Origin of the sequence: Rossellomorea sp. RS05 (genome assembly GCF_039822645.1) — a bacterium.
Lineage (GTDB): Bacteria > Bacillota > Bacilli > Bacillales > Bacillaceae_B > Rossellomorea > Rossellomorea marisflavi_B.
Window position 1 is genome coordinate 1,245,617 of sequence record NZ_JBDKWY010000001.1, and the last position, 21,474, is coordinate 1,267,090.

Genomic DNA, 21,474 nt, shown 5'->3' on the forward strand with positions numbered 1-21,474 from the left:
TCATAAGTCATTCAACCCAAAAAGCACAGAACGCCTTTGTGGGTTGAACGCCTTATGCTTGTCGGGTCAGCCCTCCCCGCCTCCGCTTTTCTTGTTACAGTGGGATGTTTCCGTGTTTCTTTTTGGGGCGGTCTTCTTTTTTGTTCCTCATCATGTCGAGGGCCTGGATGAGTTTGATCCTGGTTTCCCGAGGGTCGATGACGTCGTCGATCATGCCGCGGGATGCTGCAACGTACGGATTGGCAAATTTTTCGCGGTATTCTTCGATCTTTTGTGCCCTGACTGCTTCGGGATTGTCGGATGATGCGATTTCCCGGGCAAAGATGATGTTCGCTGCACCTTGTGGGCCCATGACGGCGATTTCGGCATTTGGCCATGCAAATACGAGGTCTGCTCCGATGGATTTTGAATTGAGTGCTACATAGGCTCCCCCATAGGCTTTCCGGAGAATGACGGTCATCTTCGGCACAGTTGCTTCGGAATACGCATAAAGGATCTTGGCCCCGTGTCGGATGATGCCCCCGTGCTCCTGTTTGATGCCAGGGAAGAAACCGGTCACGTCTTCGAAGGTGATGAGGGGGATATTAAAGGAATCACAGAATCGGATGAATCTCGATGCCTTATCAGATGAATCGATATCAAGTCCGCCTGCCATGACCTTCGGCTGATTGCATACAAGGCCGACGACTTCTCCCTTGATTCGTGCAAGACCGACGACGATGTTCTTGGCGAACTCTTTTTGAACCTCCATGAAGCTTCCTTCATCGACCACTTGATTGACGACCGTCCGCACGTCATACGGACGGATGGCATCGAACGGGATGATGTCGGTGAGATCCGGTCGATAATCATCTGATTCGCCTGAATCGATACGAGCTGGTCTCTCCTCATTGTTTTGTGGAAGGTAGGTGAGTAATCTCCTGACGTCGCTCAGCACTTCTTCCTCGGTTTTGCCCCTGAAATGGGCATTGCCACTGATCGAGTTATGAACTTTTGCCCCTCCGAGATCCTCGGCGCTGATCTTTTCACCGGTCACGGTCTCGATCACCTTCGGGCCGGTGATGAACATCTGACTCGTATCATCGACCATAAAGACAAAATCCGTGATGGCAGGGGAATACACCGCCCCTCCTGCACAAGGTCCCATGATGACGGAAATCTGAGGGATGACTCCCGAGTAGATTGCATTCCGGTAAAAGATGTGCCCGTAACCGTCGAGGGACACAACGCCCTCCTGGATCCGTGCCCCGCCAGAATCATTCAGTCCGATGAAGGGGGCTCCATTTTTAACAGCAAGATCCATTACATGGGAGATCTTTTGTGCGTGCATTTCACCCAGGGCTCCCCCAAACACGGTGAAATCCTGAGAAAACAGATAAATGGGCCGTCCATCCACCTTTCCATATCCAGTCACGACCCCGTCCCCCGGTCCTTTCATTCCTTCCAAACCGAAATCGATGCTTCTATGTTCAATGAAAGGGTTCAATTCCACAAAGGTTCCCTCATCAACGAGCAATTCGATCCGCTCACGTGCTGTCAGCTTTCCTTTACCATGCTGCTTGTCAATCCGCTCATCTCCGCCCCCAAGCTCGACTTCGCGCCTGCGCTCATATAGTTCGTCAATTTTCTCATAAATATCCATTATGTTGTCTCTCCCTTCGATGCCTTTTTCTCACAGAGTTCATAGAGTACGCCCTTGGACGATTTCGGATGAAGGAATGCAACCGAAGCCCCTCCAGCACCCGTTTTCGGGTTTTCATCTATCATCCGGACGCCTTTTTCTTTAAGCTCCTGGATCCTCTCTTCGATCGTTTCTACAGAAAATGCTATATGGTGAAGCCCCTCTCCCCTTTTCTCAATAAATCCTGAGACAGGGCTTTGATCAGAAATAGGCTCCAATAGTTCAATCTTAAGATTCCCGGCATCGAGGAAAGCCACTTTCACCCCTTGATTGGCTACCTCCTCGACCTTTAAAAGCGGAATGCCCAGCACACCCTCGTAGAAAGGAAGTACGTCTTCTATAGAGCGGACAGCCACTCCGATATGATCGACTTTCTTCATTCTCTCATCCCCTTGTTGTCACTATCACCACTATCCTATTTCCATAAATGTTGTCGAAATTCCTCCTATAAGCACAAAAAAAGTAAACGTTTTCCCAACTCGGAATCCTTGTTATATTGAAGATTTCACGATAAAATGATGAGTAACTACGCGAACAGATTGGAGCGAACCAGTACATGGGCAATAAGAAAATTCAACGAATCATCGTATTCATCATGTTATTCGCCATGATCGCATCCACCATCATGGCCGGATTGACATTCCTGCTATAGCCATACAAAAAAGTCCGCTACGACGTAGCGGACTTTTTTGTATGGAAGGTTCGTGATTTCTTGATTCCTTTGAAGGAGCTTTTCAACTGCAGATATTCCTCCATTTCACGGACGAACTGATAGAGAGCGGCTCTCGTCTCAAATTCTTCGCGCGTCTTGGGAAGTTCCATCTGTTCGAATTCGACTTTCATATCATAGAGCATTTTCAAGTAAAAGAGAGCGGTGTTCCCGGGATGGATATGATCCCGCAGTTCTTCAAGGAAATCAGCGATCCGGTGGCCCTGTTCCACGGTTTGTGACAGTGAAGCTGCAATGGGCAGGATCCGCTGAAGAATATAAAACTGCTTTTCCCTCATTTTAAAATACAGATAGTACAGATTTTCATGGCGCAGGAAGTGATTTTCCACGTCTTTGAATGCAAGGGTCTTCGCTTCCCTGAGAAGCTTCTCCGTTTCCGTGATTTCCTTACCGTCCCATTTGCCATCATTCGTTTTAAGATAATTGATCATTTCACAAAAGATCTTATAAAAGTTCTCTTCGATCCGTTCTTGATATTCCACCAGTTTGGTTTCGACACTGGGCATATAGAGATTCATCAAAAGCGCGATGCCGATCCCCGTCAAAATGATCCCCAGCTCATTTTCATATAATCCGAGGGAGACGTTCCCTGCGGAATACACATGAAGGATGATGACGGAACTCGTTACAATTCCCTCAGAAATGTTGAGCGCAACGGTGATTGGAATGAAGATGAGGAGTACGAGTCCGATCACGGCAGGATGATAGGAGATCAACTCAAAGAGGGCACCTGACATAAGCATGGCGATGACACATGCCAGAAACCGGCTCCAGGACGCATTGATGGATTTCTTCTTCGTATTCTGAATACATAGGATCGTGAGGATCCCTGCGGATACGAAGTTGTCCAGGTGAAGCCACTGGGCCACGCTGATGGCAAGCGCTGTCCCTATACCGGTCTTCAGGGTGCGGTATCCAATTTTAAGCATAGGTATTTTCAATCTATATGTCACAACCTTTTCTATCGATTGATTTTGGCTTCTTATAGAATACCACATTTCAAGTCGGGCGATGCCCGATTCAAAACCTTAATTGAATTAGAAATAGTGTGACAGCCGCTCCAAAAGAAAAACGGAGCCGCTCAGGCAGCTCCGTTTTGGCGTCACAGTATTTTTTCAAGGAAGACCTTGCCCCTTGTACTGGTTGGATTTGAAAAGAATTCTACAGGATTTCCTTCTTCCAGTATGGTCCCGTCATCCATGAATACGACCCGGTCAGCCACTTCCCTAGCGAAGCCCATCTCATGAGTGACGATCACCATCGTCATTCCTGACTGAGCGAGTGCTTTCATGACGTCGAGTACTTCTTTAACCATTTCAGGGTCCAGGGCAGAGGTGGGCTCATCGAAAAGCATCACTTTCGGCTCCATGGCCAGTGCCCTTGCAATGGCTACCCGCTGCTTCTGTCCGCCGGAAAGACGGTTGGGGTATTCATCACACTTCTCTTTCAACCCCACTTTAGTCAGTAGTTCCATTCCTGCCTTGGCTGCCTGATCCTTTGAGATTCCCTTCACACGGATAGGTGCATACGTCACATTTTCAAGGACGGTCAAATGGGGGAAGAGATGAAAGTGCTGGAACACCATCCCGACTTCCTGCCGTACCTTCCCGATATTCTTTTTGCTCACCAGCTGCTCTTCGAAATGAATATCACCGGATGTCGGCTCCTCGAGGAAATTAAGGCAGCGGAGAAGGGTTGATTTTCCCGATCCTGAAGGACCGATTACGGCTACAACTTCCCCTTTCCCGACGGAAAAGTCGATGCCTTTTAATACGTTTAATTGTCCAAATGACTTATGGATGGATTTCCCCTTAATCATTGCCTTTCAGTCTCCTTTCAATAAGCTTCCCTATGAATGTCAAGATGATGACGAGGACGTAGTAAATCAGTCCTGCGAACAGGAGAGGCTCGAAAAAGGAATATAGATCGCTCCCCACCATATACGAACGCCTCATGACATCTGCTGCACCGATCACCGTCACGATGGCCGATTCTTTCGTCAACGTGATGAACTCATTCACAAGTGCAGGCAGGATATTCTTGATCGCCTGAGGCAGGATGATGTCCATCATCATCCGCGGATAGGAAACACCCAGTGCAAGGGCCGCTTCTTTCTGACCCTTATCGACTGCATTGATCCCAGCCCTGATGATTTCAGAAATGTAGGCGGCTGAATTCAGTGAGAACGCCAGTATGGCAGCGACGGAGGCCTCAACCTGAGTTCCGAACAGCTGTGGAGACCCATAGAAGATGATCATAAGCTGGAGGACAAGCGGCGTCCCACGGAAAATGGACGTATATACGTCTGCCAGAATGATAAGCGGTTTGATCCGGCTGATTTTTAATAGTGCCAGGAGTATCCCGAATATGAAACCAAGAACCGCTGCAATGGCGACAATTTTTAATGTAACCTTCAACCCTTCAAGAATGAAGGGTATGGAAGGCGTGAGCTGTGCGAAATCAAGTGGCATGCTATCTCCTCCAAGTAACCAGGGAAGGGACTCTCCTTCCCTTCAATCTTATTCTTCGTTGTCGAACCATTTTTCGGCGAGCTTATCGAGCTCTCCGCTGTCTTTCAATTTTTTTAATTCGGCATTGAACTCTTTTGTAAGCTTACTTTCTTTCGGGAATGCGATGGCGTATCCGGATTCTTCCTCATCGACAGGCATCGTCACACCTTGAAGGCTGTCTTCTTTATCAAGGTACCCTTTGGCCACCGTATTCTCGATGATTAGGGCATCAAAACGGCCATTTTGCAGATCCTGGATGAGCTCTGGAATCCGGTCCCGGCTTTCGACCTTTACATCCATGCTTTCGGCAAGTGACTTCGCTGCCTCCTCCTGGATCGATCCGAGCTGTACACCTACTGTCTTCCCGTCAAGATCCTTTTCCGATTCGATTCCACTTTCTTTCGTCGAAATGATCATGTCTTCGGCAGTATAATATACATCACTGAAATCAACGTTTTTCTTACGCTCCGGTTTGACACTCATGGCAGACATAACGAAATCCACCTGTTTCGTCTTCAAGGCAGTGATCAGACCGCTGAATTCCATGTCCTTGAATTCCACTTCATAACCAAGCTCGTCTGCAATCATATTCGCTACATCAATATCGTACCCTACGATTTTGGAGCTGTTGGCCGTATCAACAAATTCAAACGGTTTATAATCTGCCGAAGTCCCCATCACGAGTTTCTTCGGATCTCCTGTTGTAGTCTCGTCTTTGTTCGTCCCGCATGCCGCCAAAGAGAAAGTCAGTGCGACAGCCGCTGCAGATAGTAATATCTTTTTCATGTGTTATGCCCCCTGTATTTGAATATTTATAAGTGATAATGAATAATTATTTCATAAAAGTATTTTAGCAAATTACGAGCGTTATGCAAGACTATTTTCACATATTTTAAGAAGTTTGTATATTCTGATATTTAACTTCTTAAAAAATCCCCATCTTTCTAGATGGGGATTTCGCTTATACTTCTTCGCAATATTCGTCAAAGTACGACTGCAGTTTCGAAACGACCGACATTGGATCATGTCCTTCAATTTCATGACGCTCTACCATCTTGAGGATCTGACCATCCTTCAGCAGAGCGAATGATGGAGAGGAAGGCGGGTATCCTGTGAAATAACTGCGGGCTTTCGCTGTTGCTTCCTTATCCTGACCGGCAAATACCGTAACGAGTCGATCCGGGCGTTTATCATAATGGATGGAATGGGCCGCAGCCGGTCGAGCAATCCCTCCTGCACAACCGCAAACAGAGTTTACCATTACGAGGGTGGTGCCTTTTGATGTGAGGGCCTGATCGACATCCTCTTCGGTTGTCAGCTGTGAATAGCCTGCCATCTCGATTTCCTGGCGTGCCTGCCGGACAACATCATTCATAAGTAAATTAAAATCTATATCCATGTGGATCTCTCCTTTTCCTTTTCAGCATATCCTTATCATACCAATGAACCTACTGTGGTTTCAATAAAATTCACCTGATCCCGCTCTTATACAGGGTCAATAGTTCTTCAATCGCCTTTGTCGTCGTTGTCTCCGAATGTTTCAGCCTCTCTTCCATCAAGGGAAGCGCTTCCTTGATCTTCTCATTGAACAGAAAGTCTGTCAAAACCCGCTCTTTCAGCATGGTATGGAACCATTCTTCTTTTTGCTTTTCCCTCCTGCTGTCAAAGACGTGTGACTTCTTCATCTTTTGCTCGAACGTACGGATCAGCTGCCAGAGTTCGCTCAGCCCCTCCTTTTTCAGGGCGGAACACGTGTGTGCGCCTGGAGTCCACCCTTTTGTGGCAGGCGTAAGAAAATGCAGGATCTGATTCAATTCTTTTTTCGTCTTCTCTGCAAGAGAGCGATTCTCTCCGTCTGCCTTGTTCACGACGATGGCATCGGCGAGTTCCATGATTCCCTTTTTCATCCCCTGAAGCTCATCACCAGCGCCCGTAATGACAAGAAGCATGAAAAAGTCCACCATTTGCCGGACAAGCACTTCACTTTGTCCGACGCCCACGGTTTCAATCAGGATGACTTCATAGCCGGCTGCTTCACACAGAAGGAGCGTCTCATTCGTCCGACGGTGGACGCCCCCGAGGGTTCCGGCCGTCGGTGAAGGCCGGACGAAGGCCAGGGGATTTTTTGAGAGGAGCTCCATACGGGTCTTATCCCCAAGGATGCTGCCCCCGCTTAAAGACGAGCTCGGATCGATGGCAAGGACCGCCACCTTCATGCCTTCCTCGCACAACATCTCTCCCAATTGCTCGATGAATGTGCTTTTTCCTGCTCCGGGTACGCCCGTGATACCGATCCGTAACGAATGGCCCGTATACCCGAGCAACTCCTGCAATAGCTGTTGACCTGCCGCATAATGCTTAGGGGAACTGCTCTCAATCAGGGTGATGCCCCTGGCAAGGGAGGCCCTGTTCCCTTGAAGGATGCCTTCTTTCATCTCCTCGGTCGGGATCGGCGCAACCTGTTTCTTGACGAACTTCTTTTTAGGAGGTGCCATCACTCCACCACTTCCTCGTATCCGAGAACACGGTAGATCTCTTTGATTACTTTTTGAGCGGCCACAGGGATGATGGTGCCCGGTCCGAAAACAGCGGATGCCCCGTTGGATAGAAGGAATTCATAATCCTTCGCGGGAATAACCCCGCCGATCACCACCAGGATGTCCTCCCTTCCAAGTGCCTTCAGCTCTTTCACGAGCTCGGGAAGGAGCGTTTTATGGCCGGCTGCGAGGGAGCTGAATCCGACCACATGGACATCATTCTCCACAGCTTGAAGCGCCGTTTCTTCGGGAGTCTGGAAAAGGGGGCCGATGTCTACATCGAAGCCGAGATCGGCAAAGGCCGTGGCAATGACCTTGGCTCCCCTGTCATGCCCATCCTGTCCCATCTTCGCGATGAGGATACGGGGTCTCCTTCCTTCATTTTCAAGGAATTCCTCTGCCATCCCCTGCACTTCGAAGATCTCCTGTTCATTGGAGAAATTGGAGCTGTATACCCCGCTGATGCTCCGGATCGTGGCTTTATGCCGGCCGCATGCCCTTTCTACAGCATCTGATATTTCTCCAAGCGTCGCTCTTGCACGTGCGGCTGCCACCGCACGGTCAAGGAGGTTCCCGTTCCCGGAAGCTGCTATTTCAAAGAGATCATGGAGTGCCTTTTGAACCACTCCCTCATCTCGGGTTTCTTTTAGCTGTCGGATTCTCTCCACCTGTTTCAGCCTGACCGCCGTGTTATCGATATCGAGGGTATCAATCGGATCCTCTTGATCGAGTCTGTACCGGTTGACCCCGATGATGGCTTCTTCTCCAGAGTCGATCATTGCCTGCCGCCGAGCAGCTGCTTCTTCGATCCTCATTTTCGGGAGGCCCGTTTCAATGGCTTTGGTCATCCCTCCCAGTTCTTCGATCTCCTCAATATGTTCCCATGCCCGCTCCATGAGTTCACGGGTAAGGGATTCCACATAATAGGAACCTGCCCATGGATCGATGACTTTGGTGATTCCCGTTTCCTCCTGGAGGTAGAGCTGGGTATTCCGGGCAATCCGCGCCGAGAAATCCGTCGGCAGTGCAATGGCTTCGTCCAGTGCATTCGTATGGAGCGATTGCGTATGCCCCATGGCGGCAGCATGGGCTTCAAGAAGGGTCCGGGTAACATTATTGAACGGATCCTGCTCGGTCAGACTCCATCCGGAGGTCTGGGAATGGGTACGAAGGGCGAGAGATTTTGGGTTGGCCGGTTCAAATGTTTTCATCATCTTGGCCCATATTCGCCTGGCTGCCCTCATCTTTGCGACTTCCATGAAGTAGTTCATCCCGATCGCCCAGAAGAAGGATAATCTCGGTGCGAATGAATCGATTCCAATGCCTGCCTTCAACCCTGTTCGCACATAGTCAAGGCCATCTGCCAGGGTGTAGGCAAGCTCGATATCCGCCGGTGCACCCGCCTCCTGCATATGATAGCCCGAGATGCTGATGCTATTGAACTTCGGCATATGCGTGGCTGTATAATCAAAAATATCCGCAATGATTTTCATCGACATTTCGGGAGGATAGATATACGTATTCCTGACCATATATTCTTTCAAAATATCATTCTGAATTGTTCCGGAAAGCTTCTCCCTGCTTACCCCCTGCTCTTCAGCTGTGACTATATAGAAAGCCAAAATGGGAAGCACGGCTCCGTTCATCGTCATGGACACAGACATCTGATCAAGAGGGATCCCGTTAAAAAGGATCTTCATGTCGAGGATCGAATCAATCGCCACCCCCGCTTTTCCAACATCACCCAGTACTCTCGGGTGATCGGAGTCATATCCCCGGTGAGTGGCAAGGTCGAAGGCGACGGACAACCCTTTTTGCCCCATGCTCAGATTCCTTCTGTAGAAGGCATTGCTTTCCTCGGCAGTGGAAAATCCAGCATACTGCCTCACCGTCCACGGACGGGATACGTACATGGTCGGATAGGGCCCTCTCGTAAAAGGGGCCATTCCCGGGAGATCATTCAAATGCTCGCTGCCGTCCAAGTCACGTTCGGAATAGCGGGACTTGACCTCAATGGATTCGTTTGTTGTATAAGAACGATCATGTTCGTTCCCTTTTTCACCGTTCCCGGAAGCAAACGGGTCGATGGCAGACCAATCAGGTTTGTTCATCATCATTCATTCCCTCCTCCCAGATGGATAGTAATCGGTCCAGCTTCTCCAGGGCATCCATTCCCTTGCGGATCGAACCATTTATCCCAGGAGCGGTTCTCGCCCCGGCGATGTCCAGAGTAATCCCTGGATCAATGGCAATGATCGATTCGGACGCTTCAGGCAGGAAATGGTCGTACTCTACGTCCGTTCCACAGATGACATAGTAGGAATACCTTGTTTCCTCTATGAATCTCAGGATCTCACTTTTTGTATGGCACGGACTGCTTTCCTTCGTGTATATGCCCCCGACGGCCAGGAATCCTTTTGTAAAATCGGCTCTCGCCTTATAATCCTTCCAATCCCCCAGACCGATGATGCCGGCAATCGGTTTTGATCCCCTCTCTGCAATCCGCTGTGCCCTCACCCGGAGACGTTCATATGGAAGGGAAAGGCGCCCGGGCAGATCGTCCTCCACAGATGAGAGCGTGTCCTCAGGATTTGCGTATGCATTTGTCCCGATCAGCGTGCTTTTACCTGAAGAAAGGTCATTCAATCGTGCGGTGTACACCGCTTCAAGATCACGTGCAAGGTCCCCGCTCTCGATATAAGGGATGACCCCTCCAGACTCTTGGATCCGCACGAACTCTTTCCATGCTCTCCGACCGACTTCCTCGGTCAGCCATTCGATATAATACGATCCGGCACCCGGATCAATCACTTTGTCCAGATGGGATTCCTCCCCGATGATCATGGGGATATTCCTTGCCATCCGTTCTCCGACAACACTTCCGCCACTCCCGTCAAACGGTTGAACATCGATATAGTCGACGCCTCCAAGCGTGGAGGCAAATGCTTCTCCACCGCTTCTGAGCATATTGACGTATGGATCCAATCGGGATTTATTCAGTGGAGACGTTTCGGCACTCATGCTTCCCCTTTCTGTTGAATCATCTCCGTATGTTTGAATGACGGTCTTCCAAAGGGATGAAAATGCCCTCACCTTCGCCACTTCCATGAAGAACTGACTGCCTACGGCGAAATGAATGTGGATTTTGTCTGCAATTTTGTCCATCGTCCATCCTTCCTTCAACAGGATGTCAATGTAGGCCACTCCTTCAGAAAGAGCCAGTGCGAGTTCCTGCACCGCATGGGCACCTTGACTATGATACGCTGAAAGATCTATTATGATGGGCTTTAAGGCAGGTGCAAAATCATGGATGGTTTCCAGATTCCTTATCCAAGCTGGAACATCCCAGTCTTCCCCAGAAAAGAGTCCTTGAGATACGGGATCCCAACCGAACACTCCCGAGAAGGCCCCGCCTTTTTCCGTCTTCCACGCATTCATCAATGAAAAATCCCGATCGGTGAGGAAGAATGCATCGGCATCTTTTCCCTTTTCAAGAATCTTCTCCATGAATGGAGGGAAGCCTTCGGGATCGAGGTCATCCCCTCTGAAGGAAATGCACTCCTGTCCTTTCTCCAGCGCCTCTTCCAATGCTTTGTACAACCCTTCCCAATTGTTGCGCCAAATGCGCGGGGCCACTTTTAGGCTCCTGCGCTGCGATGTTGCCGCTAACTTGGAAGGAAGATCATCTTTTGTATATAAAGGCTTAAGTGTTATGCCTTCGTAGGTTTCTGTCCGGAGGGAATCAACGGATTTCCCCTTCAAAGCCGATTCTGCGGCTGTCTTCCACTCCTCGACGGTACGTGCTTCAAATTCCTGCTCCTTCATCTCCCGCAGCATGAAACTCCCCCTATAATGTAATCGTTTACAAATATGAAGATTCAAAATGTTTTCTCTTTACTATTTTAGTATATAGAAAGAAGCCATCAGGTTCAATGCAGGCATATGAAAAAACGTCCCGGGAGACACCCCCGGGACGTTCCTTTTCATCATTACTTTTTCGCGTTGATATACAGCTTTCCTTCAGCGCGTTTCGTTTCTACATTTCCAAAATCATCTTCCACTTTCACTTCCACGACTGCTCCAGGAGCTTTCACGTTGGAAGTGGCTGTGTAATAGCCTTCATAATGACCTTCAGACGTTTCCCTCATTGGAAGTTCTGTCGCATTCGAGGTCATACTGCGGGCATTCGTTAATGGCATATGGAGAACGAATGTCGCATCGAGTCCAGGCTCACTGTCAAATTCGATCTTGACTGATTCACCAGATTTCAGTTCCTTATCTTCTCCAGGAAGCACGTTGGAAATCTCAAGATCCCCGTATTTAGCCTGGATGGTGACTTTCTTCGTTGTTTTGTTGCCTGCTTTGTCTTGTGCAACTACTTTAATGACGTTTTCACCTTGTTCAAGAAGGATTCTATGGCTGAATGCTCCATCCTTCACATCTGCTTTTTTGCCGTTCACCTTCACCCAATCAAGATTGTCGTCAGACACAGTCCCTTTGACGGTAACCGTTTCTTTATTGGTTTTGGATTTATCGGCAGGAGATGTGATGGAAAGCTCAGGCTTTTCTTGATCAAGGATGATGGTAACTGGTTCGGATGCCCCTGTTTGCCCCTGCTCAGTGGAAGCCTTGGCCGTCAGTACATTTTCCCCTTCCTGCAGGCTGACATCAGCAGCGAATTTACCTTGACTGTCTGCTGTTGTTGTAGCCGCTTCTTCATCACCATTCAAGATGATGACGTCTGTGTCAGGAGCCGATGTTCCTTCCACTTTCACCTGATCCTTATTCGTGAATGAACCATCTTCAGGTGATGTGATGACCGGCTCTTTCACTTCATAATTTACGGTTGCGCGGATCATATAGTTTCCTTCTTCTTCAGGAGACGGCGACCATGCCCCACTTACACGCTGCCAGCTGCGTGCAGCATATTCCCCGTCTTCATCTGTTGCAAGCCCAGGTGCGTTCGGGTTGGCTTTTGTCTGCGTGTAGACCATGTAGAAATCACCATCGACCATGATGCCTTCATCACTGAGATCAACCTGGGTCCACTGACCGTTACGCAGGGCTTCCCCTTCGAATGGTCCGGCAAGTTTCTTGCCTGGAGCACCATCTGTACCGCTTGCATCATAAACTTCCACTTCAAACTCAGTTCCACCCGGTACCGGCCATTCTGTATCCCAGAATCGGAACAGACCGCCAGTGACGAGGGCTGTATCGTTTCCTTCAGCAAGGGACATCTTCACAGCCCATGAATTTCCTGCTGCATTATAGGCACGTGCATTTTCAGCCGTACCGTCATCGTAGCCGATTTCTCCAGGATATCCGATGAATGGCTTCAGTGTAAAATCCTTCGTAGCGGATTCTCCACCTTCAACCGTGACCGTATCCTCTTGACTATAATAGTTAGGAGCAACCACTTTGACCGTATAATCACCTTCATATGCGTTCAGCTCATATCGCCCGTCAGCATCCGTTTGGACAGGTTGAACGACTGCATCTTCAAGAACCATGACCGTTGCATTTGCAACAGGATCCCCGGTCAATTGATTCGTGATCATACCCGTCACGGTTCCTTTAGGAATTTCTTCAAGGGTGAAGTTGGCAGTCGTTGTACTGTCTGCTTCAATCGTCACACTCTGAGTCTGGGAACGGAATCCGTAGGTTGATGCCTGCAGGGTGAAATCACCAGCTGCATGAGCGATCTCATAGGATCCTGTTGCCGGATTTGTATAGACACTTCGTCCAGTTTCCAAAACAGATACTTCTGCTTGAAGTGGAAGGAGGACAGGTGCCGGCGCTTCCTTGCTTTGATCTTTAGCCGCAGGCTTTTCAACCTGGATCTTTGCTGGATGTACTTTCGGCTTTTTGGAAACAGAAGAAGCGGCATCCTTCTTTGAATCCAATCCAAGGCTCATTTTCTTGGATGGCTGCAGGGATGAATCGGTCAGCTTGACATCATCCAAGTACCAACCTTGCTTCTGCACACTTCCATCGCTTGTCACATTGAATGCAATGTAGATGCGTTGACCTGCATATTCACTCAGATCCACTTCTCCATCGATCCAACCGTTCGTCGTTCCGTTGACGCGGAGCGCTTGTGTCCATTCCTTGCCGTCTGTAGAAATGAATACATGACCGAAATCATATCGGGTTTCAAGGTCATGCCACTGTTTGAACTGGAGGAAGCTATTTCCTTCAGGCAGATCAACCGGTGGCATCTGCAGGGACATGTTCGCGTTGTTTGCATAATTACCATCTAGCTTTGTAGCATACACTTTTTCACCGGAGGCTGCATTTCCCGGTCCGGAAGTAGGGATGCCCCATTCCCAGCTATTCCCGTTTCCATAAGAGAACCAGCCAGCAGGTTCAGATTCGAAGTCCTGCTCGTAACCGACCGAAATTCCAGGAAGAAGTTCCAGGGAATAGTCATCTGTGGAAACCTCATTCCCACCAAAGTCTACCGCTGTCCATTTATAAGTCACATTGTCTCTATTCAACGCATCAGCAGGGATGACTGCTTCGTAGGTGCCTTTAGTGAAGTCGCCGCTTTTACGCTTTGCGTCCACATCGACCCACTCACCATCAGCATTTTCATACGACAGCTTAACGGATGTGACACTGACGTTATCCGTTGCTTCAGCTTCCAATTTCAAATCCATACCTTGGTAGACATCTGTCGGTTGTTCATGGTTGATGGTCGGTGCTTCTGTGTCATCGCCTTCTTGCGCGACTTGACCACTCACCTTACCAAGACCATTCATGATGGAATTGACCGCATCGAATGCGTTTACAAGACCATTCCCGAATCCGTTGTTCGGCACATCAGGATACGTGCCGTTCGTCAATGGTACAGCAGTCGTGTTCAAGATTTCCTCAATCTGATCGACTGTCAGGTTGGCGTTCACCTGTTTCAGTAGGGCTACAACAGCTGAAACGTGAGGTCCCGCCATGGACGTCCCGTTCCATCCGCCTTCGTATGTCCCGCCTGGAACGGAAGATCGGATGTTCACACCAGGTGCTGCGATATCCGGCTTGATTTCATCGTAAGGTGATGGACCAAGCAGGGAGAAGCTTCCTAGGTTATTATTGATATCCGTTGCCCCGGTTGCATAGGACTCAGGATAGTTTGCAGGGTTCGCAACGGAACCAGGACCGCCAGGATTCGTAAGGGTCGTATTTCCTGCTGAGAACTCTGGGAAGATTTCCGCCGCTCTCCACGCATTGACCATTTCACGATACCATTCGTCAAGTCCTTTCCCACCGCCCCATGAGTTGTTAACAACGTCCGGAGCTTTTTCAGGATGTGGATTGCCCTCGGCATCTTTTGGAGCAAGGATCCATTCCCCTGCAGCCAATAGATCGGCATCTGTCCCTCCTTGGGAAGTGAACGCTTTGACAGCGATCCATTTCGCACCGGGAGCCACTCCGATCTGATTGGAACCATTCGGCTCGTGACCGACCATCGTACCAGTTACGTGCGTTCCATGCCCTTGATCATCATACGGTGTGCCCTGGCCGGCAGTCGCATCGAACCAGTTGAATTCATTGTCAGGCGTATTCGGGTTTTGTGGGTCGAACCCTCTGTACTGTTCCTTCAACGCCGGGTGATCCCACTGGACCCCGGTGTCGATGGAAGCGACAACGGTACCCGATCCATCAATGCCCATATCCCAAACGGCAGGAGCACCGACTTTGTCGATATTCCATTCGACGGCGGCCGTTTCACCTTTCTTCTTGGATGTTTCCTTCTCTTTTACCACCTCTGGCTTGTTGAGCTGACGAACTTCATTCGGCAGGATCTTCTCAACTTCAGCGTAAGTGGAAAGCTTCTCCATCACTTCTTTGGTACTTGTAACGGCCATGCCATTGACAACATAATAGCTTTGGATGTCTTTAACAGCACCGGATTTCTTTTGCTCGGTTAAGTATTCTTTTACTTCTGATTGCGTTTCAAGTGAGGTAGCACGAAGCTCTGAAACAACGAGGTTCCGCTTCAACAGTTTGCTGTTGTTGGCAGAAAGCTTTTGCTTCTTCGCATTATTTTCCGCTTTCTCGGCGATTTTTAACGTATCTACCTGCTCCTTGAATTTCACTAAGTATGTGACGTGCTTATCTTTGTCGAATTGTTTCTGGAGCTTTGATGTGATCTTGGACTGTGGAGACACTTTGGCAGAATCTTTTACTGAAGTCGATGGCTTTTCCTTTTGAGCTGCATTCACAGCCCCTGCGTTAAAAGGAAATAATAGTGGAACGAACATCGCTAGTGTCAAAATGATGGATAACCATTTTGCCCTCTGTCTTCTTCTTCCCTTCATCCAATTCCCTCCGTTTGGTTTCATTTTGGTTTTCCAGTCATGATCTCCTTCCATTTTTATTTCACCTGGTAAATAGTAGGTGCTGAACCAAACATAACCAAAGGTTCTTGTCGAATGTTGTAGAGGAATGTCATATATATTCCTAATATTCTGAAAATAAACAGAAAGACTTAGGGACCCCTTTACGAATCGTGACGAAGGGTGTATTAATGAATGACCATTCACCTATCACATCCCTTATTTTACCGCTTTATATGGGCCATTCGACTATTCCTTACAAATAGGACACAATAATTCCTCATTAAGTCTCATTTTGGGATTATTGGAAAAAACCATTTAGCCTATCGTCTTATTCGCACTGAATAATTCACCTTATGAAATATTCTTCTATAACTAATCCGTGCCATTTGCCTACACTTCCCTCCACTACCTCCTCTCCCTTCACCCTAAAGTCTCATGAAACACCATATAAAAAAGGACCCTCCTCCCAGGAAGGGCCCTTTCTCATTTAGTAGATAGACGTTGTTTCTTTTGATGTGTTCTCGAGGATTTCTTTCACTCGCTGCAGGAATCGTCCGCATACAAGTCCGTCCAATACGCGGTGATCCAGGGACATACAGAGGTTCACCATGTCCCGCACGGCAATCATTCCGTTGTTCATGACAACAGGACGCTTAACGATCGATTCCACCTGAAGGATCGCTGCTTGAGGATAATTGATGATTCCCATTGATTGCACTGATCCAAAAGAACCAGTATTGTTCACTGTAAATGTACCACCCTGCATATCTTGGGAAGTCAGTTTCCCGCTTCTTACTTTTCCAGCAAGCTCAGTGATTTCCCTTGCAATGCCTTTAATGGTCTTTTCGTCTGCATTCTTGATGACCGGTACATAGAGGGCATCATCGGTTGCAACGGCAATCGACAGATTGATATCCTTTTTCTGGATGATCTTATCGCCCGCCCACATGGAATTGATCTGCGGGTACTCTTTCAGCGCCTGTGCAACGGCCTTGACGAAGAATGCAAAAAAGGTCAGATTATAGCCTTCCTTCTGCTTGAATTCTGTTTTGAGGGAATTGCGGTAGTCGACCAAGTTGGTGACATCCACTTCCATCATCGTCCAAGCATGGGGAGCTTCATGCTTGCTTCGAAGCATATTGGCGGCAATGGCTTTCCGGATTCCGGTCACAGGGATTTCAATATCACCCGGTAAGGTCGGTATATCCGGTGTCTGTGGAGCAGGTTTTTTGGACGGCTGTGCTGGTGCTCCTTGTGATGGTGATTCCTGTTGCGGAGCGGCCTTCGGTGCCTCGCTCGCCTGAGGGATGTTGCCTGACTCTATGATTTTTTTAAGGTCTTTTCTTGTAATCCGGCCGCCGGCCCCTGTTCCCGTCACCTGGGTCAGGTCGATTCCGTTTTCCTGGGACATTTTCAGGACGGCAGGAGAATATCTGCCTTTATTGCTTGTATCCGCTGAGGCAGGTGTAGACGGTGTTGCTTCTTCTTTATTTTCCACCTTTTCTTCAGCAGGAGCATCATTGCCCCCCTCTAATTCAATCGAACAGATGAGCTCTCCAACTTCAAGAGTGTCACCTTCTTCGGCAAGGAGTTCCTTGATGACCCCTGTAAAAGAAGAAGGTACTTCTGCATTGACTTTATCCGTTTGCACTTCAGCTATCGGATCATATTTATTGACCGTATCTCCCGGAGACACCAGCCATTTGCTGATCGTCCCCTCGGTTACGCTCTCGCCTAACTGAGGCATTTTCATTTTTTCAATCCCCATGAGGATCCCTCCTTATCATACGGTGATAGGTTAAAATTCAGCCAATTCCCTCATTGCTTTTTCCACTTTATCAGGGTTGATCATAAAGTGTTTTTCCATTGTCGGAGCATACGGCATGGCAGGTACATCAGGACCGGCAAGACGCTTGATCGGAGCATCAAGGTCGAACAAGCAGTGTTCTGCGATGATGGCAGACACTTCACCCATGATGCTTCCTTCTTTATTGTCTTCCGTTACAAGCAGTACTTTACCCGTCTTGGATGCGGCTTCGATAATCGCTTCTTTATCGAGTGGATAGATGGTGCGAAGATCGAGGATATGTGCTTCAATGCCATCCTGGGCAAGCTTTTCTGCTGCTTGGAGGGCAAAGTGGACGCAAAGACCATAGGTAATGACCGTAATGTCTTCTCCTTCGCGCTTCACATCTGCTTTTCCGATTGGAAGCGTGTAATCGTCCTCTGGCACCTCGCCTTTGATGAGGCGGTAGGCCCGCTTATGTTCAAAGAACAGTACTGGGTCTTCATCACGGATCGCTGCCTTCAGAAGGCCTTTCACATCATAAGGCGTTGAAGGCATGACGATCTTCAGACCGGGCTGGTTGGCAAAGACCGCTTCTACTGATTGGGAATGATAAAGGGCTCCGTGTACTCCTCCGCCATACGGTGCGCGGATGACCATCGGACAGCTCCAGTCGTTGTTGGAACGATAGCGGATTTTGGCTGCTTCGGAAATGATCTGGTTGACAGCAGGCATGATGAAATCAGCAAACTGCATCTCAGCAATTGGTCTCATCCCGTACATGGCAGCTCCGATCCCAACACCGGCAATGGCCGACTCGGCAAGGGGCGTATCGATGACGCGCTCTTCCCCGAATTGATCATATAGTCCGTGAGTCGCCTTAAAGACGCCTCCTTTTTTGCCGACGTCCTCGCCGAGCACAAATACTTTTTCGTCTCGTTCCATTTCTTCTCTCATGGCCAATGTTACGGCATCAATATAAGACATTACTGGCATAGTGGTTCTCCCCCTTACTTCTCTTCTGCGTAAACATATTTCATGGCGGATTCCGGCTCTGCATAAGGAGCCGCCTCTGCATAATCCGTTGCTTCATTCACTTGTTTCATCACGCGGTCATTAATTGTTTTCTCCAGCTCATCGTCCATGACGCCTGTTTCTTTTAAATAGGCACCGAACGTAATGATCGGATCATTCGTTTTCGCTTTCGCCACTTCATCTGGAGAGCGGTAGCTGCGGTCATCGTCATCTGAGGAGTGTGGAGTCAGACGGTAGGAAACCGTCTCGATCAGAGTAGGCCCTTCTCCGCGTCTTCCGCGATCAGCCGCTTCCTTGACCACTTTATACACTTCGATAGGGTCATTTCCATCAACGGTGATTCCTGGCATGCCGTATCCGATGGCACGGTCTGATACTTTCTCACATGCCAATTGCTTCTCGATTGGCACCGAGATGGCATATTTGTTGTTTTCACACATGAAGATGACCGGAAGTTTATGTACACCGGCAAAGTTTGCTCCTTCGTGGAAGTCCCCTTGGTTGGACGAACCTTCACCAAACGTCACAAATGTCACAAGATCTTTTTTCTCCATTTTCCCTGCGAGTGCAAGTCCCACAGCATGCGGCACCTGGGTGGTTACCGGGGATGAACCCGTGACGATCCGATTTTTCTTTTGACCGAAATGACCAGGCATCTGACGACCGCCTGAGTTCGGATCTTCTGCTTTGGCAAAGCCTGAAAGCATCAATTCTTGAGCCGTCATCCCGAACGTGAGGACAACACCCATATCACGATAGTACGGAAGAGCATAGTCCTTATCTGTATCAAGTGCAAAAGCTGCACCCACCTGGGCGGCCTCTTGGCCTTGACAAGAAATGACGAATGGGATCTTCCCTGAGCGGTTCAACAGCCACATCCGCTCATCAATTCTCCTGGCGAGGAGCATAGTTTCATACATCTCTACTACTTTCTCATTGGAAAGTCCTAATTCTTCATGACGATTGCTTGCCATTTTTTCAACCTCCTACAGCGTTTATGGATAGCAGGGTGCCTTCTGTCAGGTCCCTGTGTAATGATATGTTCGAGCCGCTTTTCTATTGTCCAGCTGCGGGGCTTAGGGGCTCGAGGTCATAAGCTGTTCTGATCAAAAAGGCAAAGGACGCCTTTCCGCTCAGCCCATCTTATGCTTGTCGCCCCTAGCGAAGCCCCTCCGCTTTTCTATTGTCCAGCTGCGGCGGGGTAACCCTCGAGGTCATAAGTCGTGCCGGACAAAAAGGCCAAAAACGCCTTTTCGCCGTCCCGTCTTATGCTTGTCGGGTCAGGGCACCCCGCCTCCGCTTTTCTATTGTCCAGCTACAGCGGGGTGACCCTCGAGGTCATAAGTCGTGCCGGACAAAAAGGCCAAAAACGCCTTTTCGCCGTCCCGTCTTATGCTTGTCGGGTCAGGGCACCCCGCCTCCGCTTTTCTAGCCATGTATGGCTTTTCCGTCTACTGCCAGGGCGGCTTCGCCTATGGCTTCTGAGAGGGATGGATGCGGGTGGATGGTGTGGGCGATTTCCCACGGTGTTGCGTCAAGTACTTTGGCGAGTCCTGCTTCGGAGATCATGTCGGTGACGTGTGGACCGATCATGTGAACGCCCAGGAGGTCATCGGTTTCCTTATCTGCGACGATCTTGACGAATCCGTCTGATTCTCCGTACACAAGGGCTTTCCCGATGGCCCTGAAATTGAACTTCCCGACTTTGACGTTATGACCTTCGTCTTTTGCTTGCTGTTCCGTCAATCCTACACTGGCGATTTCAGGACTGCTGTAGATGCATTTGGATATGAGCGTATAGTCGATTGGATGAGGCTTTTGATCAGCCAGATGCTCCACTGCCGTGATCCCTTCATGTGACGCGACGTGGGCAAGCTGCAAGCCACCGATCACATCTCCGATCGCATAGATATGGGATTCTTTCGTTTGGTAGTATTCATTTACCTCGACGAACCCTTTTTCCACCTTGATATCTGTATTTTCAAGGCCGATTCCTTCGACATTTGCCTGACGTCCAACGGAAACGAGGATTTTTTCTGCTTCGAAGGTTTTTGTTTCACCTTTGTGCTCGGCACTGATTGTGACACTTCCCGCCCCTTTGTTCAGCGTATCAGAGAGGACTTTCGCGCCAGTGACGATTTTAATGCCTTTTTTCTTCATCAATCGCTGCATTTCTTTGGCGATATCTTTATCTTCTGTCGGTACGATGGTGTCCGCATACTCGATGACCGTCACATCCACATCAAAATCTGATAGCATGGATGCCCATTCGATCCCGATGACTCCGCCTCCTACAATGATGATGGATTTCGGCAAGGTTTCAAGGGAAAGAGCTTCATCGGAAGATAAGACAGCCGTTCCGTCAATATCCAGCCCCGGCAGTGAGCGCGGGCGGGAGCCTGTTGCCACGATGACATTTTTCGGAATGAGCATGGCGTTTTCTTCACCGTTGTTCATTTCGACTGAAATGGTTCCGGGCATCGGTGAGAATATGGACGGCCCAAGGATCCTTCCAAGTCCTTCGAAGACATCGATCTTCCCTTGCTTCATCAAGTGTTGGACACCTTTATGAAGGCCTTCGACGATGCTTTCTTTACGCGCCTGCACTTTAGGGAAGTCAAGTTCCACTCCGTTGATTTTCACCCCGAAATCTTCACTGTGCTTAGCCGTTGCATAAACTTCAGCACTCCTTAGAAGCGCTTTACTCGGAATACATCCCTTATGGAGGCATGTTCCTCCCAGTTTCCCTTTTTCCACGATTGCTGTTTTCAGACCCAATTGAGATGCACGGATGGCGGCGACGTAACCGCCTGTTCCTCCACCCAGAATGACAAGATCATATTCTTCAGCCATTGTTCA

General features: G+C 48.9%; 16 protein-coding genes. 1 reads left to right on the plus strand and 15 read right to left on the minus strand.

Going from position 1 to position 21,474, the window contains the following annotated elements; all coding sequences use genetic code 11:
* Nucleotides 1-94: 94 nt before the first annotated feature.
* Together ABJ225_RS06530 and mce are read right to left on the minus strand one after the other, a co-directional pair.
* Nucleotides 95-1,642: an acyl-CoA carboxylase subunit beta gene (locus ABJ225_RS06530; RefSeq protein ID WP_347319045.1), complete on the minus strand. Its 1,548-nt coding sequence runs from the start codon at nucleotides 1,640-1,642 to the stop codon at nucleotides 95-97.
* The gene (gene mce / locus ABJ225_RS06535; protein WP_347319047.1) at nucleotides 1,642-2,061 is read right to left on the minus strand and encodes a methylmalonyl-CoA epimerase; all 420 of its coding nucleotides are present in this window, start codon (nucleotides 2,059-2,061) and stop codon (nucleotides 1,642-1,644) included. The genes ABJ225_RS06530 and mce overlap by 1 nt, the downstream gene beginning before the upstream one ends.
* A 176-nt stretch (nucleotides 2,062-2,237) precedes the next feature.
* On the opposite strand from mce, the gene prli42 reads away from it, so the two are divergent.
* The gene (gene prli42 / locus ABJ225_RS06540) at nucleotides 2,238-2,333 is read left to right on the plus strand and encodes a stressosome-associated protein Prli42 (RefSeq protein WP_148795406.1); all 96 of its coding nucleotides are present in this window, start codon (nucleotides 2,238-2,240) and stop codon (nucleotides 2,331-2,333) included.
* 17 nt (nucleotides 2,334-2,350) lie between these two features.
* On the opposite strand, the gene ABJ225_RS06545 is transcribed toward prli42, so the two are convergent.
* The 13 genes from ABJ225_RS06545 to lpdA all read right to left on the minus strand — a co-directional run bounded on the left by ABJ225_RS06545 (nucleotide 2,351) and on the right by lpdA (nucleotide 21,468).
* Entirely contained in the window at nucleotides 2,351-3,340 is a 990-nt protein-coding gene (locus ABJ225_RS06545) for an aromatic acid exporter family protein (protein ID WP_347319049.1), read from the minus strand.
* Nucleotides 3,341-3,513: 173 nt separating this feature from the next.
* Nucleotides 3,514-4,230: an amino acid ABC transporter ATP-binding protein gene (locus ABJ225_RS06550; RefSeq protein WP_218246146.1), complete on the minus strand. Its 717-nt coding sequence runs from the start codon at nucleotides 4,228-4,230 to the stop codon at nucleotides 3,514-3,516.
* Nucleotides 4,223-4,882 (minus strand): amino acid ABC transporter permease, encoded by a 660-nt coding sequence (locus ABJ225_RS06555; RefSeq protein ID WP_218246147.1) that lies wholly within the window; start codon nucleotides 4,880-4,882, stop codon nucleotides 4,223-4,225. The genes ABJ225_RS06550 and ABJ225_RS06555 overlap by 8 nt, the downstream gene beginning before the upstream one ends.
* 48 nt (nucleotides 4,883-4,930) lie before the next feature.
* Entirely contained in the window at nucleotides 4,931-5,707 is a 777-nt protein-coding gene (locus tag ABJ225_RS06560) for a transporter substrate-binding domain-containing protein (protein ID WP_218246148.1), read from the minus strand.
* 175 nt (nucleotides 5,708-5,882) lie between these two features.
* Nucleotides 5,883-6,320, minus strand: coding sequence for a BrxA/BrxB family bacilliredoxin (locus tag ABJ225_RS06565; protein ID WP_053426643.1), 438 nt, complete (start codon nucleotides 6,318-6,320; stop codon nucleotides 5,883-5,885).
* Between the two features lie 70 nt (nucleotides 6,321-6,390).
* Nucleotides 6,391-7,416 carry a methylmalonyl Co-A mutase-associated GTPase MeaB gene (meaB, locus tag ABJ225_RS06570; RefSeq protein ID WP_218246149.1) on the minus strand — a complete coding sequence of 342 codons (1,026 nt, stop codon included), beginning with the start codon at nucleotides 7,414-7,416 and terminating at the stop codon, nucleotides 6,391-6,393.
* The gene (scpA, locus tag ABJ225_RS06575) at nucleotides 7,416-9,572 is read right to left on the minus strand and encodes a methylmalonyl-CoA mutase (protein ID WP_347319053.1); all 2,157 of its coding nucleotides are present in this window, start codon (nucleotides 9,570-9,572) and stop codon (nucleotides 7,416-7,418) included. The genes meaB and scpA overlap by 1 nt, the downstream gene beginning before the upstream one ends.
* Entirely contained in the window at nucleotides 9,556-11,295 is a 1,740-nt protein-coding gene (locus ABJ225_RS06580) for a methylmalonyl-CoA mutase family protein (protein WP_347319055.1), read from the minus strand. The genes scpA and ABJ225_RS06580 overlap by 17 nt, the downstream gene beginning before the upstream one ends.
* A gap of 152 nt (nucleotides 11,296-11,447) precedes the next feature.
* Nucleotides 11,448-15,773 (minus strand): S8 family serine peptidase, encoded by a 4,326-nt coding sequence (locus tag ABJ225_RS06585; RefSeq protein WP_347319317.1) that lies wholly within the window; start codon nucleotides 15,771-15,773, stop codon nucleotides 11,448-11,450.
* Nucleotides 15,774-16,281: 508 nt separating this feature from the next.
* Nucleotides 16,282-17,562 (minus strand): dihydrolipoamide acetyltransferase family protein, encoded by a 1,281-nt coding sequence (locus ABJ225_RS06590; protein WP_347319057.1) that lies wholly within the window; start codon nucleotides 17,560-17,562, stop codon nucleotides 16,282-16,284.
* 30 nt (nucleotides 17,563-17,592) lie between these two features.
* Nucleotides 17,593-18,576: an alpha-ketoacid dehydrogenase subunit beta gene (locus tag ABJ225_RS06595; protein WP_056535493.1), complete on the minus strand. Its 984-nt coding sequence runs from the start codon at nucleotides 18,574-18,576 to the stop codon at nucleotides 17,593-17,595.
* Between the two features lie 14 nt (nucleotides 18,577-18,590).
* A complete protein-coding gene (locus ABJ225_RS06600; RefSeq protein WP_347319059.1) occupies nucleotides 18,591-19,589 on the minus strand; it encodes a thiamine pyrophosphate-dependent dehydrogenase E1 component subunit alpha in 999 nt (332 codons plus the stop codon).
* A 454-nt stretch (nucleotides 19,590-20,043) separates the two neighbouring features.
* The gene (gene lpdA, locus ABJ225_RS06605; RefSeq protein WP_347319061.1) at nucleotides 20,044-21,468 is read right to left on the minus strand and encodes a dihydrolipoyl dehydrogenase; all 1,425 of its coding nucleotides are present in this window, start codon (nucleotides 21,466-21,468) and stop codon (nucleotides 20,044-20,046) included.
* Between the last annotated feature and the right edge of the window lie 6 nt (nucleotides 21,469-21,474).

Coding starts and splice junctions, on each gene's coding strand:
- ABJ225_RS06565 (WP_053426643.1), bottom strand. CDS start 6,320: ATGGATATAGATTTTAATTTACTTATGAATGATGTTGTCCGGCAGGCA.
- ABJ225_RS06590 (WP_347319057.1), bottom strand. CDS start 17,562: ATGGGGATTGAAAAAATGAAAATGCCTCAGTTAGGCGAGAGCGTAACC.
- ABJ225_RS06580 (WP_347319055.1), bottom strand. CDS start 11,295: ATGCTGCGGGAGATGAAGGAGCAGGAATTTGAAGCACGTACCGTCGAG.
- ABJ225_RS06585 (WP_347319317.1), bottom strand. CDS start 15,773: ATGAAGGGAAGAAGAAGACAGAGGGCAAAATGGTTATCCATCATTTTG.
- ABJ225_RS06545 (WP_347319049.1), bottom strand. CDS start 3,340: ATGCTTAAAATTGGATACCGCACCCTGAAGACCGGTATAGGGACAGCG.
- ABJ225_RS06550 (WP_218246146.1), bottom strand. CDS start 4,230: ATGATTAAGGGGAAATCCATCCATAAGTCATTTGGACAATTAAACGTA.
- ABJ225_RS06560 (WP_218246148.1), bottom strand. CDS start 5,707: ATGAAAAAGATATTACTATCTGCAGCGGCTGTCGCACTGACTTTCTCT.
- meaB (WP_218246149.1), bottom strand. CDS start 7,416: ATGGCACCTCCTAAAAAGAAGTTCGTCAAGAAACAGGTTGCGCCGATC.
- mce (WP_347319047.1), bottom strand. CDS start 2,061: ATGAAGAAAGTCGATCATATCGGAGTGGCTGTCCGCTCTATAGAAGAC.
- ABJ225_RS06530 (WP_347319045.1), bottom strand. CDS start 1,642: ATGGATATTTATGAGAAAATTGACGAACTATATGAGCGCAGGCGCGAA.
- ABJ225_RS06595 (WP_056535493.1), bottom strand. CDS start 18,576: ATGCCAGTAATGTCTTATATTGATGCCGTAACATTGGCCATGAGAGAA.
- ABJ225_RS06600 (WP_347319059.1), bottom strand. CDS start 19,589: ATGGCAAGCAATCGTCATGAAGAATTAGGACTTTCCAATGAGAAAGTA.
- ABJ225_RS06555 (WP_218246147.1), bottom strand. CDS start 4,882: ATGCCACTTGATTTCGCACAGCTCACGCCTTCCATACCCTTCATTCTT.
- prli42 (WP_148795406.1), top strand. CDS start 2,238: ATGGGCAATAAGAAAATTCAACGAATCATCGTATTCATCATGTTATTC.
- lpdA (WP_347319061.1), bottom strand. CDS start 21,468: ATGGCTGAAGAATATGATCTTGTCATTCTGGGTGGAGGAACAGGCGGT.
- scpA (WP_347319053.1), bottom strand. CDS start 9,572: ATGATGAACAAACCTGATTGGTCTGCCATCGACCCGTTTGCTTCCGGG.